Raw genomic sequence first — 13,448 nt, 5'->3', positions numbered from 1 at the left:
CAGCACTGCTTTCGGTCGTATGACCGAAAGGCTGCAAACATCTAAATGCGCGCAAATGGCGGTCCGCTGGGGCCGCCATTTGTCGTTTGCGAACTTCACTTGCTGATTTGGATTTGAGGATAACCGACATGTCGATCACCCCGCTGATGCCCGTATACCCTCGGTGCGGCGTGCGTCCCGTTCGCGGAGAGCATTGCCATCTGATCAGCGAGGACGGTCGCCGTTTCCTGGACTTCGCCAGCGGCATCGCAGTGAACGCCCTGGGCCATTCGCACCCAAGCTTGATCGGCGCGATCCAGAAGCAGGCGGAAACGCTGATGCACGTCTCAAACCTGTACGGCAGCCCGCAGGGTGAAGCAGCCGCCCAGCGTCTGGTCGACATGACGTTCGCCGACACCGTGTTCTTTACCAATTCCGGTGCCGAAGCCGTGGAGTGCGCCATCAAGACGGCGCGCGCCTATCACCAGTCGGCCGGGAATGATCACAAGTTCGAACTGATCACGTTCAACAACGCCTTCCACGGTCGCACGATGGCCACCATCAGCGCATCCAGCCAGGACAAGATGCACAAGGGCTTCCTGCCCCTGCTTCCTGGCTTCAAGCATGTCGAATTCAACGATCTGGAAGCGGCCAAGGCGGCGATCGGACCGATCACCGCCGGTTTCCTGGTCGAACCGATCCAGGGAGAAGGTGGCATTCGCATCGCCAGCGACGAATTCCTGCAGGGCCTGCGCGCGCTGTGCGACGAACACGACCTGATGCTGGTGCTCGATGAAGTGCAGAGCGGCGTCGGGCGGTCCGGCACTCTTTACGCGTATGAGCAGTATGGCATCACGCCCGACATCCTCGCTACGGCCAAGGGCATCGGCGGCGGCTTTCCGGTCGGTGCCTGCCTGGCGACCGAAAAGGCAGCGCGTGGCATGGTCGCAGGTGCCCATGGCTCGACGTATGGCGGCAATCCATTCGCGATGGCGGCGATCGGCGCGGTGCTTGACGTTCTTTCGGACGAAGCTTTCCTCACTGACGTGCGCGCCAAAGGGGAGCGGCTGCGGTCGCGGCTCGAACAGTTCATCGGCAACTACCCCGACCTCTTTGAACTGGTACGGGGCCGGGGCCTGTTCGTTGGCCTCAAAATGAAGGTCGAACCGCGCCCATTTGTAGCTCATATGCGCGACCATCATCAGTTGCTGACTGTTTCGGCCGGTGACAACGTCGTGCGCATCCTCCCCCCGCTGGTCATCGATGATACCCATATCGATGAATTCATGGAAAAGATTTCCGCTGCAGCGGCCAGCTATCAACCGGAAGGGGCCGCCTGATGGCGCGGGACTTTGTCGATCTGACCGATGCCGGGGGCGATGTGATCGCCGCCATGATCAATGATGCCATCGATCGCAAGGCCGCCCGCAAGGGTTGGACGAAGGGGCGCGCCGATGCCGATGCGCCGTTGGCGGGCCATGCTCTCGCCATGATCTTTGAGAAGAACTCGACCCGCACCCGCGTGTCGTTCGACATCGCCATGCGCCAGCTTGGCGGTTCGGCGTTGATCATGGAAGCGGGGAGCACGCAGATCGGTCGCGGTGAATCGATCGCTGATACCGCTCGCGTGCTTAGCCGCATGGTCGATGCCATCATGATCCGCACCGACGATCACGCCAAGATTGAGGAATTGGCCCATTACGCGGACGTACCTGTCATCAATGGACTGACTGATCTGTCCCACCCATGCCAGATCGTGGCCGATCTGCTGACAGTGGTGGAACGCGGGTTCGCGCTGCCGGGTCTACAGGTGGCGTGGCTTGGGGATGGCAACAACGTCGCGAACTCTCTGATCGAGGCAGCCGGCCTGATGAAGTTCACGGTGCGTATCGGTGGTCCGGCGGGGTATGAACCCGATGCGGGGTTCGTCGAGCGAGCACGCGCCGCTGGAGGGGAGATCATCCTCACCCGCGATCCGCGCGAAGCGGCGGCCGGAGCGCATGTCGTGGTGACCGATACGTGGGTGTCCATGGGCCAGGTCGGTGGAGACAAGCACATCGCGGCAATGCAGCCCTATCAGGTCGATTCGGCCTTGATGGCCCAGGCAGACCCGCGCGCCGTGTTCCTCCATTGCCTTCCGGCCCACCGTAACGAGGAAGTCACAGATGAGGTGATGGACGGCCCGCAGTCAGCGATCTGGGATGAAGCGGAAAACCGCATCCATGCTCAGAAGTCGATCCTGCTATGGGCACTCGGCAAGCTATGAACGAAGAGGATTTCCTGCGCCGCGACGATACCGGTTTTGATCGGGTCCTGGCTTTCACCGTTCCCTCGCGCCACGCGCGCGGGCGGGTGGTGCGGCTCGGCCCGACGCTGGAAACGGTATTGTCGGCGCATGACTATCCCAAAGTCGTCAAGCATGTACTGGCCGAGGCGCTGGTACTGACGTCGCTGATGGGCTCGATGCTCAAGGATGATGATGCCCAGATCACCTTTCAGGCGCAGGCCGAGGGCGGGGCGGTCGATCTGCTGGTGTGCGACTATCGTGGCGGGGAAGTGCGCGGCTATCTGCGGCATGACCCGGAACGCGTTGCCGATCTGGAAGACGATTGCTCGCTGGAAACGATTTTCGGCAAAGGGTATCTGGCGATCACGTTTGACCTGGCGACGTCGGGTGAGCGTTATCAGGGCGTCGTGCCGCTGGAAGGGGCATCACTCGCTGTTGCCTGCGAACATTATTTCGCTCAGTCCGAGCAGGTGCCGACCCTGATCCGCATTGCCGTCCGATCCAACGGCGCGCGCTGCACTGCGGGCGGCTTGCTGGTGCAGCATTTCCCCGACGGCGAGGAAGGCAAGACCCGGCTGCACGCCAAGGACGACCATCCCGATTGGGAACACGTGGCGATCATGGCGGCCAGCGTGCAGGAAGCCGAACTTGTCGATCCGGTGCTGAACCTCGAACAGCTGCTGTGGCGCCTTTTTCACGAAGAAGACGAAGTGCGGGTCGAGCCGCTGGCACCGCTCGAGCGGGGGTGCCGCTGCAGCGTCGAACATTATCGGGCGATCCTGTCGAGCTTCCCGGAGGACCAGCGCGTCGAGATGCGCGACGAGGATGGAATGATCCCGGTGGATTGCGCTTTTTGTTCGAAGATCCTTCGCATCCCAGCGTGACACTGGCGTTGATTACTTGAAACGCCGGGCGCGGGAGCCGATATTCCGGAGAACAGGAAAAGGGAATGGTATTGAAAGCGGCTTTCGCAGCAGTTCCGGCCATCTTGCTCGTGGCTATCGCCTTGCCGGCGCATGGGCAGAAATCGTCGTTGGCGATGCTCGACCAGATCGAACGGGGCGGCTGGGAGTTGCGAGAGCGCGGCGGTGACGGCAGCGTTCGAAATATCTGCCTGGATAGCGCACGGCGCCTGATCCAATTTCGCCATCCTGGTCTGGCATGCCGCAACGTGGTTGTTGATGATGCCGCTGACCATGTCACGGTGCAGTATACGTGCCCGGGGCAGGGATTTGGCCGCACCCAAATCCGTCGCGAAACGAGCAAGCTGATGCAGATCGACACTCAAGGCATCGTCAATGGCTTGCCGTTTTCCTATTCGGCTGAGGGACGCCGAACAGGCGATTGTCACGGTTGAACGTTGCCCCCGCCGTGCGGCAGGCGTAGCGGGATTTTATGCACGACATTGAAACACTAGAAGTCCGGCAGGCAGTGGTGCTGTTGTCCGGGGGGCTCGATTCCATGGTTTGCGCCGGCATTGCCCGTGAGCAAGGGTTCGCGGTCACCGCACTGACCATCGACTACAATCAACGGCATCGAATCGAGCTCGAAGCGGCCGGACGCATAGCGCGCTTCATCGGAGCGCGTCGCCACGTGATCATGCCACTGGACCTCCGACGGTTTGGCGGATCCGCCCTCACCGATGACATTGCGGTGCCCAAGGGCGGGTTGAGCGATGACATCCCGGTGACATATGTCCCCGCCCGCAACCTCGTATTTCTGTCCCTTACCCTCGCTTGGGCGGAGGCGATCGGGGCGAACGACATCTTTATCGGTGTCAATGCGCTCGATTATTCCGGCTATCCCGACTGCCGCCCCGAGTTCATCTCGGCGTTCGAAGATATCGCCTCGCTCGCGACGAAAGCGGGGGCAGAAGGGCAGCGTTTGCGCATCCACGCGCCGCTTCAGTACATGGGCAAGGCAGACATCGCGCGTGAGGCAGACCGCTTGGGCCTGGATGCCGGGATGAGCTGGTCTTGCTATGATCCCCAGCCGGATGGACATGCCTGTGGCCTGTGCGATAGCTGCCGACTTCGCAAGGCGGGGTTCGCGGACGCTGGGCTGATCGATCCGACGCCCTACGCCGCTTGAGACGAACCAAAAAGCCCCGGCGTCCACATAGGACGCTGGGGCTTTTTTGTGTCGGCAGCACACTTTCGCGGCCGCCGGTCATACGAAAAAGGGGCCGGATTGCTCCGACCCCCCAATCTGTAACCGTTGCCGGTTAGCTTACATGCCCGAACCCGGACCGTAAGTGATCTCAACGCGGCGGTTCTGCAGCTCGCGCACACCGTCAGCGGTGGGAACGCGCGGATTGCTTTCACCGAAGCCCTGGCTCGAGATCGAGCCATCAGGGATGCCACGGCTGGTCAGGTACGAACGGACCGAAGCGTTACGACGCTCCGACAGACCCTGGTTGTAGCGCGGCGAACCCGAACGGTCGGTGTAGCCTGCGAGCATGATCGGCACGCTGTTGCAGTTGCCATAGGCACTGACAGCGCTGTCGAGGATGGTCGAAGCTTCCGGCGTGATGTCCGACTTATCCCAGTCGAAGAACACGATGTACGGACCCTTGTTGCATTCCACAACCGGCGGCGGCGGCGGAGGCGGGGGCGGAGGAGGCGGCGGCGGCGGCGGCGGAGGCGGGGGCGGAGCAGCCGGCTCACCGAAGTTGTAGGCCAGGGTGCCGAGCAGCGAGTGCGAACGCCAGCGGGTGCTGATGTCGTCGCCTGCAGCGCTGACGAGGTCAACGTTACGGACGTTCATGAAGCGATACTTCAGACCGACATCCCAGTGGTCGTTCAGCGGAGCGCGGATACCCGCGATTGCCTGCCAGGCGAAGCCCGTGTCCGAGTCGTCGATCAGATCGGCGTGAACGCGAGCGATACCGGCACCACCACCGACGAAGCCCTGAAGGCCATCGTCAGGACCGAAGTCCAGAAGGCCATTGACCATGAAGGACAGGTTGCTGGCGTCAGCGCCACCGCTGTTCTTGATGGTTGCCTGGCGGTAGCTGGCTTCGGTTTCCAGACGGAAAGGACCGAAGTCATAGCCGAGCGACACGCCGCCGTCCCAGCCCTTCTTGAAGTCGATCGTATCGGCATTGTTGATGCCGTTGATGTCGACGTCAGAATCTTCGACGATCATGCCGCCGAAGCCACCTTCAATATACCACGAATTGTCGCGAGCGAGCGCGGGCGTGGCGATAGCTGTCGAAGCTAGCGCCAGGCCAAGGACGAGTTTCCTCATACGTTTCCCCTACTTAGAGATTTGGAGCCACCGAGTGCGAGAGTGTCTAACCCCTCGGCATTACGTGTGCAAGCGCACATTACAACCGACTGTTGCAATAATGTCGCGAATTTGGAGACCAGGGTGTCGTGTACGACCTCGATGTTCGAAATCTCTGTCACCCCTGAATACCTAGTTTCTTTGCACCTGTTTATGCCGATGGGAGGATACCCAAGGCTTGTAGGGCTGCAATCAATTCATTGATCACAGCCCGAGCCTCCCCATCAACACTCTCCCCTCCGACTGGTTCCCCGACCGTTTTCGCTTTTCTCCAGCCCCCGAAGTAGAGGTACTCTTGAGCGGTTGCAGCATTGAATATCCGAAGCCCGTCGAAGGGGGTCAGAAACGCCCAATTTCCGGCGTTCCAAGTGGCCAGCTGGCCATCGCGACCGGCCCACGCACCCACCGCTTCGTCGGCGATCAGCCATGTTTCACCTTCTACGCTATTTTCCCCAGGTGTAGCATTTTTGCCATACACGACGCAGTGCATCAGGTTGTCGATCCGAGACAGCGCTTCGTTCACGAACACCTCTTTTTGCGTTTGCCCTGGATAGAGAAACGGAAGGGCTGTGCGGGGGGTGGTTTCGGTAAAAATAATTTGGTCGGGCATCGGGTGCGCTCCTGTTGTTCGATCAAGGCAGAATGCAAAGCAGGAGGGGGTGCGACATGGCGTGTCGTCCCTGCTGCCTCACGTGAAGCGGCCCGTGGGGCGCTGTGTGCTGGAGAACAGCGAGCTCTGTGGCCGACAGACGCAGCATCGGTTCGTTGGTGGTCCAGGTGGCAACCGGCGATTCGATGGTTCCGAGCGTTACGACGTAGCGCTCGGTCTGCTCTTCCATCGGGATGTCGATGGCATCGTGCCACGACCATCCATTTCGGCTTCGCCGCGTCCAGGACAGGGTCCATGCCCCGTCTGCCGATACTATTCTGCGCGGATGGACGGGAGCCAACGGGCGGAGGGTCAACCCGGACAGGCCAATCGCTGTGCGTACCGGACCCGCATCGCCAAGCCCTATCGCGACGATGGCGCGGTCACTGCTCGCTCCGACCAGGACCGGATCGAGTGGCACCATGGCCTGGTCGAGCAACACGAACGGCTCGTCAGGACCGTGGCTGCCAATAGCGGATTCGGTTCCGCCCCGCCCACGTAGTAGTCCTGCGAGCTGCCATAGCCCTCCACCCAGGGGGGCCGCCGATAGGAATTGCACGATTTCGTCGCCGATCGCGGCAAGGTTGGCGCCTTGCGCAAGTTGCAGGGTATCGGCGGAAGCGAGATGCATGGCCGGATCGATGAGCCTGACCGTCATCGTCGAACCGCGATCGAACAGCAGCGGGCTGGCGGCGGGCAGGATCGATTGGGCAATGCCCATTATTGCGCGCCGCCGTCCGCTAGGGCCAAGGGGGAGCAACTGTCCGTCACCCCGATCGGCATAGAGCGCTGCGCCTTCCAGTGCGGGCGGGAACTCGACACTGCGGCGACAAGGCGAGGACGATCGGGCGTCTGGCTTTCAGCCTCCAGCGGCAATTCGAAGGCGAGCAGTCTCGTTTCGCCAAGAGGTGCATCGACAGGTGGGTTGCCGCGTCCCGGATCGGACACCACGCTGGCCGCCCGGTCGGCGCTTATCGGGATAACACGTTGGAGCGCCAGCTCGACCCCCTTGTCGCGCCATTCCCATTCCCGCACACGCCAGACCCCGTCCATATCGGGCAGTGAGACGAGGCTGCCCGGTTTGACCCGGCAGTCCAGTTCGCTGGTGCGCCAGGCGGTCCGGTCACGGTTCCAATCCATTCGGCGGCTGGTCCGTTCGATCAGACCGCGGGCCGTATCCGCGTCGAGTGCCGCTGGCAGGTCGATTGTGCCCATCCCCGCTTTGCCCGGCACTCGCTGGAGGCTGGGCTGATAGTCTCGCGCCAGATCATAGTAGCGCAGGATGGCTGGCGGCTTCTCCAAAGAGGGGGCGCGATGGCGGACGAAACCGGACGCGCCGCCGAAATCGTCGTCTGCCGTCGCGATCGCTGGCTGGCAGAGGCGGATTACCTCGCGTTGCGTGCTCTCAAGATCGACGGTCAGGCGTTCGCCACTGCAATCGAGAGCCAGCGGGATGACCTGGTCGAACACGCCCAGATCGTCGGCCGGTGAACTTTCGCTGGTGTACCCTGCGATGCCGGGCAGGGAAACGGCCACGTCGATGTCCGCGATACGATCGCCGATGATGGCGGCAAGGTCGAACTGCTCGTCCGCGATCACCTCGATGGTAAGGGAGGGGATGCGGTTATAGAATTCCGACAGATCCAGGCTTTCGAATACGATATAGGCGATGCCGCGATAGGCGGGGCAGCGATGTTCTCCCTCGGCGCTGGCGATCAGCGGGTCGGGCATCTGGTCGCCGGCTCCGGTGTGGACACGCAGGATACCACCCACCTTGAGATCACCCGCCGCACCGCGCAGCAGCTTGCCGTCGGCCCAGATGCGCCCGATGCCAAGGATCGGGCGGCTCGACAGGGCGACCGCGAAGTTGGCGGTGTAGCTGTAGGTGGTGATCGACGGCGCTCCCTTGCCGCCGCCCTGCGTTTCGCTGTGTTCCACCAGTTCGGTTGCCCAGATCACCGATCCGCCGGTGCGCATCCGGCCGAAATGGCGAGGCAGCACTTGGCCATAGGTGGAAGTGGTGAACGCAAGTTCCTTGAGCCGTGGACCTTGCCGGGCGGTCGGGCCGAACAGTGCGGCGTCCAGCTGGCGACCCACCAGCGATCCGATAGCGCCGCCGATCGGGCCGCCCAGCATCGTGCCGATGCCGCTGAATACGAGCGTTGCCATTATAGAGGTCCTTATCGTTCGAGCGTATCGGTCATCCGCCAGTGGCGGATCGGCTGCCATTCATCCGGGGGCGGGCCTTCCACGACGCGGCGTAGGCCTGCGTGGGCGTGGACGATCGAGCGCGCGGCGGAAGCGATGGCGAAGTGGCACTGACAAGGGCCGGGCCGCACCATCAGCACATCGCCGGGGATGGGGTTTCCAGACACGGCGCGCAGACCAAGAGCGTTCGTCAGCGCGGCGGTGTCCGGCTGGCCTAGCGTGCGAAGGGCATAACCGGATGGCCATGCCACGCGCACGCCGATCGCCGCAAAGGAGACCGCGATGACGCCAAGGCAGTCCAGTCCACTGACGGCATCGCGTCCATGTAGGCGGAATGGCGCTCCGACCAGAGACCGGGCGGCGCTTGCCAGACGGTAGCCCCTCATTCGCCGGGGCTTGGGTAGCGGGTGAGCATATCGTTGCCGGGCAGGAACGGTTCACCACGGAAGTTCACCGCGTTGGCGAAGCGAGTGGCGCATGTTTCCAGCGTATGATCGCAGCCCTCTCGCACCATGGCCGTGCTGCCGGCCGGTATGTCGGGGGCCAGGGGCACATCGAGCGCAAGGCCGCCGCCTTCGCCTTCGCCCAGGATGGTCATGCCAAGGCCCGCCTGCGGCCCGTCCAGCCAGCGCAGGCTGCCCCCGGCATATCGCGATGGGTCTATCGCCTGCTCGAACGAAGCAGAGTTCCCGGTGGTGTTTAGCGAAGCGAGCCGGACGTCGCGGGTGTAACGTGCCGGATTGAGGTTGCAGCCTGGTCCGCAGAACGTGGCCCGGCACGCGGGGCTGGTGCGTGGCGTATCGTCGCGCCACAGTTCGGCCTTGCGTGACGTTAGCTCGACCGAAAATGCCCCGTCCTCCGCACTGACCGACCCGATCGTTCCGGCATAGAGGGGTGCGTGGTCGAGCGATTCCCAATCGACCAGCCCGATCCGCACCTGCGCGCCGTCGAACCGGCCCTTGGCAAGATCGTCCGCCGTGATCGACTCGTCGGCGAGGGAGCCGCGGATTTCGGCGCTGTCCGCCTCGAAGTCAGCGGACTTGCGGATGGCGTTGGGCACCATGCCCGGCGACGCGCGATGGAGCACGCCGTCGAGCCACAGGTCGCGGTCATGCGTGGTGAAGCCCAGCGTCACCCCATCCTTGCGCAAGATCCGCAGCCAGGTAGCGGTGGTTTCCAGATCGCCCGTGAACCAGTTTCGCGTCATGATGCCTCCCGGATTTCGACCACCGGCACGCTGGGCGCTTCCCCGGCAGCGAATGCCGCGCCCGACACTTCGAGGCGGTCCTCCGCAAAGCGGACGGGCACGTCGAACAGGAAGCCTGCCCGCACCTTCGCGCCGCTGGGAGGGGCGTGATCGAACGTCACCACGCCGCGCTGGCCCAGCGTCCAGTTGCCGACCTGAAGCGCACCGTCCACCGAGACGAGGATCGACGCGACATCAGGGCGGGTGATGCGGCGGCGTTGCGCATCCTCACCTGTGCCGTAGGTCTTGATCAGCGGGAAGCTGGCCGTTGTGCCGTCTCCGATGCCGAGCAGTTGATCCAGCGGCCCATGCGTGCCGACCATATCGTTGGAACTGTAGTCGCTCGGATCGCGGAGGGGAAACCCGCGCGCAGGGCCGCGCCGCGCCCGGAAGAACGCGATGAGCGTGCCGATCTCGGCTTCCGATCGCACGCCGGGGCCGACGTCGAAGCGCAGGCGTGCATCCGACCACAGGCTGTTGCGACGCTCAAAGCCCGATGCGGTGACCGATACGCTGGTGGAAAATTCCGGCGCTACGGTGGCATCGCGGCCAAGCGCCAAGGGGTATGGAATATCGTCGAAGGCCTGCATGGGGTCGGCTCCTGATCGGGTGTTGGGGGGCAGGCGGACATAGCCGTCGCGCACGATCTGGGGATGCGCCCAGACGACGACTTCGTGCGGGTTGCGGGCCAGTGCTTCGTCGATGCCGGCATCGATGTGCCGCCATTGGTCGCGCTGGTCGGGGCGCAGGACGAACCCGGCGAGGTAGTCCTGCTCGTGCGGCGGATAGCCCAGCCGGGCGTCCACTTCGGCATAGGCGTGCCGTCGCAGCGCGTCGGCCCCGGCGGTCAGCCAGTCGTAATCCTCGACTTGCAAGCGGTCGAAGGCGGGCGCGGCCCAGCCGATCGGCAGGTTGGCACGCTTCAACTCGGGCATGTCGGGCGCCAGCAGCGTTGGCGTGAAGACCAGCACCAGCGATTCGACCGGATCAGGCGACACGGCAACGCGAACGGCTGAAACGAGAGCAGCGGTAGATCCTGCCAGCAACGCGCCTGCCTGATCGAGCAGGGCGGTCTGCGCGCCGTCCAGTTCCTCGCGCATGTCGGCGATGGCGGGGGGCGATCCGCCGAACGCGGCGCGGGCGGCATCGTCGTAGAGGAAGATGCGCCCGTCGGGGATCGTCCACCACCACGGCTCACCCACCTGGAAGCGGACCGGGGCCCCGGCATCGACCATCAACTGACCGAACGCGGCGGCGACCGATTGCAGCCATACCATCGCGCCTTGGTGGGCGGGGGAGAGCAGGGTCGATGGAGGATCCCAGCCGGTAAGCGCTGGATTGCCGTTCAGGTCCCGCTGCTTCCACCGCGGCGGGCAATGCTGGTCCAGCAGTTCGTAGGACAGCGAGGCGACGGGGCTGAACCCCTGAGCCACGCATTCGGCGAAGAAGGACCGGTGCCAGACGCGGGTCGGCGCATTGAGCGGGTCATCGCCGGACCCGGTTAGGAAAGCGCTGCCGTCGCTGATGAGCCGGAAGTAATGGCTCATCCCGACATAGTGGATCACCGATCCGCGATAGCCCAGCTGGCGGAAGCCTCGCACCAGCCGTGCCGGGGTCTGCACGCCCTGATCGTCATAGCCGGTCGCGATGGCGAGGCCGTTGATGGGCGCAATCACGTCGCCGATCTCCAGCATGGGGCGGGCGCCATCGGCGACGATGCCGGTCATTTCGATCCAGCCCTCGGCTTCGGCAAGCAGGGGGTCGGCGCTAGCGCCATCGTAGCCGGGCGGGGCAAAGGAGATGAAGATCCGCTCTATCGCGCCGGGCCACACCCGTTCGGCATCGGCGGGCAGCTGGAACCCGCCGTCGAGCTGCGAGAAGTCCAGCGTGATCACCGCATCCTCTGGCGATCCTTGTGCGTAGTTCCACAGCCGCACGTACCAGGTATGCGGCGCACCGGCGCTGTCGCGCCCTTCGATCGTCAGCGTCGGGCCATTCACACCGTCGAGCGGGATCATGCCCGACGAGCGCCAGCGAAAACGCAGTGACGTATGGGCGTAATCGCGGTCTGTCTTGTAGGCGAGCAGCGGATGGTCGAGGCTGTCGACACTGTCCCAGATAAGGCCGCCAAGGTCTGCCTTGCGCAGGAACGACGCGTCCACCCGCAGCGCGTCCGGGCCGGTCGACACCACCGTCGCCACCATCGGGCGGGGGAAGTTGACCGTCCAGAAACGCGGGTCGAACCGCATGATCCAATCGCTGGCTTGACCGTCGCGTTTATCGGCGAGCCAGAATGCCATGGTGCGTCCTTTCAGTTCGTCAGCGCGCGGCGGACCGCGCTCGCCACCTGGCGGGAGGAGCGTTGCAGCGATTGCGGAGCGCTGGACCCGCGCGGCGCGATGACGTTGATCGCCACCCGCACGTCACGGGCGCCGGACGCGGTGCCGGTTTCCACCCGCCCGGCGGAGGTCGGCACAAAGACTTCGGGGCCACGCTCGCCCACCAGATAGCCGCGCCCGGGAGAGACGTTGCCGCCCGTGGCCCGGCCCGGCAGCCCCAGCGCGCCGAGCAGCAGACCGGAGAGGTCGATGCCGCCGCCTGCTCCCCCGCCGCCGCCCACGACGGCCGAGGCGAGCGTTCGCGCTGCCTGCCCGGCGATCGCATCCAGGGCAGAGGTGGCGGTGCGTTTCAGGTCGTCGAAACCAAGGCCACCGCGCCGGATCGCGCCTGCAAGGCCCCGTTCCAGCGCATCGCCCGCCCGGGTGAAGCCGGACACCAGATCACCGTCCACCACTCCGCGCATCCGGGCGATGTCGCGCGTGAAGCCATCGGTGCTGGCCCGCACGTCGATCAGCAGGCTGTCGATTTCATCGTCCATGATCTTGCTCCATCAGTTTTTCGAGGGCGGCGCGGTCAAAGCCTGCATCGGCAGAGCCGCACCCGAGCAGACCCATCGCGGCGGCCAGTTCGGCGGGAGTGGCGCTCCAGAAATCATGAGGCCGCCACCCGAGTGCGCGCGCTGCGAAGCCGCAAAGCGACAGGGCGGCGGACCCGAACGTGTGGCTCACGCGGTGCCTTTCAGGAGCTGCGCCAGCAACGTGCGGAGCGGCGCAGCGCAAGCGGCCAGGCCCTGGCCGACCACCGCATCGCCCACCGCTTCGCGGGTCAGGCCGTCACGCTCGGCAAGGCAGTGCCAGAATAGCGCGGCCATTTCGGACAAGCGCAGGCTGCCCGCCGCGGCACGTTCGACCAGCGCGAACAGGGGGCCGAGTTCCTCTTCTGCGGCGACGAGCGCGGTGAAGCTGGGGCGCAGGCGGCGGGGCACCCCCGATACCGTCAGCAGCGCTTCGCCGCGCAGGGGGTTGGCGCCGGTCATGCCGGGGACACCTGGCCGGAGCTTTCCAGCTGCAGGGTGTAGTTACGCTCGCCATTGAAATCGCCGGCGTAGTCCAGCCGCTGTACGAGGAACCGCCCGCGCAGTCGCTCGCCATCCTCGAAGCTCAGTTCATAGTCGTCGAGCGTCCCGGCCATGGCGTTGGCCCGCACTTGCGTTTCGGCATCGCTGCCCAGGAAGATTCCGGCGGCGCTGACCGATACCGATCGGACGCCCGCCCCGGACAGCAGTTCACGCCAGCCGCCACTGTCCTTGGAGGTGACGACTACCGCGTCGCCGGTGACCGACATCTGCGTGGTGCGCAGGCCAGCGACGGTCCGGTAGGTGGCGGGCTGGGCGTTGTCGGCGATTTTCAGAAGGAAGGCGCTGCCTTTCTGGGCTGTCATTGGGAGTTCTC

The 13,448-nt window shown here is 64.4% G+C and carries 16 protein-coding genes; 5 read left to right on the top strand and 11 right to left on the bottom strand.

Annotation, left to right across the window (positions count from 1 at the left end):
- Positions 1 to 128: 128 nt before the first annotated feature.
- From ACZ1JM_RS12400 to queC, 5 genes are all read left to right on the top strand, one after another.
- Entirely contained in the window at positions 129 to 1,319 is a 1,191-nt protein-coding gene (locus tag ACZ1JM_RS12400) for an acetylornithine transaminase (protein WP_465132705.1), read from the top strand.
- Positions 1,319 to 2,245: an ornithine carbamoyltransferase gene (argF, locus tag ACZ1JM_RS12395; RefSeq protein WP_465132704.1), complete on the top strand. Its 927-nt coding sequence runs from the start codon at positions 1,319 to 1,321 to the stop codon at positions 2,243 to 2,245. Before ACZ1JM_RS12400 ends, argF begins: the two co-directional genes overlap by 1 nt.
- Positions 2,242 to 3,150 (top strand): Hsp33 family molecular chaperone HslO, encoded by a 909-nt coding sequence (gene hslO, locus ACZ1JM_RS12390; RefSeq protein ID WP_465132703.1) that lies wholly within the window; start codon positions 2,242 to 2,244, stop codon positions 3,148 to 3,150. Before argF ends, hslO begins: the two co-directional genes overlap by 4 nt.
- 65 nt (positions 3,151 to 3,215) lie before the next feature.
- Entirely contained in the window at positions 3,216 to 3,623 is a 408-nt protein-coding gene (locus ACZ1JM_RS12385) for a DUF3617 domain-containing protein (RefSeq protein WP_465132702.1), read from the top strand.
- A 38-nt stretch (positions 3,624 to 3,661) separates the two neighbouring features.
- Complete coding sequence (gene queC / locus ACZ1JM_RS12380) at positions 3,662 to 4,357, top strand: 7-cyano-7-deazaguanine synthase QueC (RefSeq protein ID WP_465132701.1); 696 nt, start codon at positions 3,662 to 3,664, stop codon at positions 4,355 to 4,357.
- 138 nt (positions 4,358 to 4,495) lie between these two features.
- Here the strand turns inward: queC and ACZ1JM_RS12375 are convergent, their stop codons facing one another.
- The 11 genes from ACZ1JM_RS12375 to ACZ1JM_RS12325 form a co-directional block, all read right to left on the bottom strand.
- The gene (locus ACZ1JM_RS12375) at positions 4,496 to 5,515 is read right to left on the bottom strand and encodes an OmpA family protein (RefSeq protein WP_465132700.1); all 1,020 of its coding nucleotides are present in this window, start codon (positions 5,513 to 5,515) and stop codon (positions 4,496 to 4,498) included.
- Between the two features lie 190 nt (positions 5,516 to 5,705).
- The gene (locus ACZ1JM_RS12370; protein WP_465132699.1) at positions 5,706 to 6,164 is read right to left on the bottom strand and encodes a DUF2793 domain-containing protein; all 459 of its coding nucleotides are present in this window, start codon (positions 6,162 to 6,164) and stop codon (positions 5,706 to 5,708) included.
- A gap of 22 nt (positions 6,165 to 6,186) precedes the next feature.
- On the bottom strand, positions 6,187 to 6,924 hold the full coding sequence (locus tag ACZ1JM_RS12365; RefSeq protein ID WP_465132698.1) for a GTA baseplate fiber-binding domain-containing protein: 738 nt from the start codon (positions 6,922 to 6,924) through the stop codon (positions 6,187 to 6,189).
- On the bottom strand, positions 6,924 to 8,372 hold the full coding sequence (locus tag ACZ1JM_RS12360) for a phage tail protein (protein WP_465132697.1): 1,449 nt from the start codon (positions 8,370 to 8,372) through the stop codon (positions 6,924 to 6,926). Before ACZ1JM_RS12360 ends, ACZ1JM_RS12365 begins: the two co-directional genes overlap by 1 nt.
- A gap of 11 nt (positions 8,373 to 8,383) precedes the next feature.
- The gene (locus ACZ1JM_RS12355) at positions 8,384 to 8,797 is read right to left on the bottom strand and encodes an NlpC/P60 family protein (protein ID WP_465132696.1); all 414 of its coding nucleotides are present in this window, start codon (positions 8,795 to 8,797) and stop codon (positions 8,384 to 8,386) included.
- Positions 8,794 to 9,618: a DUF2163 domain-containing protein gene (locus tag ACZ1JM_RS12350; protein ID WP_465132695.1), complete on the bottom strand. Its 825-nt coding sequence runs from the start codon at positions 9,616 to 9,618 to the stop codon at positions 8,794 to 8,796. The genes ACZ1JM_RS12355 and ACZ1JM_RS12350 overlap by 4 nt, the downstream gene beginning before the upstream one ends.
- Positions 9,615 to 11,957, bottom strand: coding sequence for a phage distal tail protein, Rcc01695 family (locus ACZ1JM_RS12345; protein ID WP_465132694.1), 2,343 nt, complete (start codon positions 11,955 to 11,957; stop codon positions 9,615 to 9,617). The genes ACZ1JM_RS12350 and ACZ1JM_RS12345 overlap by 4 nt, the downstream gene beginning before the upstream one ends.
- Before the next feature lie 11 nt (positions 11,958 to 11,968).
- Positions 11,969 to 12,535, bottom strand: coding sequence for a tail tape measure protein (locus tag ACZ1JM_RS12340; protein WP_465132693.1), 567 nt, complete (start codon positions 12,533 to 12,535; stop codon positions 11,969 to 11,971).
- Positions 12,525 to 12,725, bottom strand: coding sequence for a phage tail assembly chaperone (locus ACZ1JM_RS12335; RefSeq protein ID WP_465132692.1), 201 nt, complete (start codon positions 12,723 to 12,725; stop codon positions 12,525 to 12,527). Before ACZ1JM_RS12335 ends, ACZ1JM_RS12340 begins: the two co-directional genes overlap by 11 nt.
- Positions 12,722 to 13,033, bottom strand: a complete 312-nt coding sequence (locus ACZ1JM_RS12330; RefSeq protein ID WP_465132691.1) for a gene transfer agent family protein — start codon at positions 13,031 to 13,033, stop codon at positions 12,722 to 12,724. Before ACZ1JM_RS12330 ends, ACZ1JM_RS12335 begins: the two co-directional genes overlap by 4 nt.
- Positions 13,030 to 13,437, bottom strand: a complete 408-nt coding sequence (locus tag ACZ1JM_RS12325; RefSeq protein WP_465132690.1) for a phage major tail protein, TP901-1 family — start codon at positions 13,435 to 13,437, stop codon at positions 13,030 to 13,032. The genes ACZ1JM_RS12330 and ACZ1JM_RS12325 overlap by 4 nt, the downstream gene beginning before the upstream one ends.
- Positions 13,438 to 13,448: the final 11 nt, after the last annotated feature.

The sequence above is a fragment of the Novosphingobium sp. BL-S-24 genome, assembly GCF_055521575.1.
The sequence above is the reverse complement of the archived record's forward strand: the minus strand, read 5'-3'. Positions and strand labels throughout refer to the sequence as shown.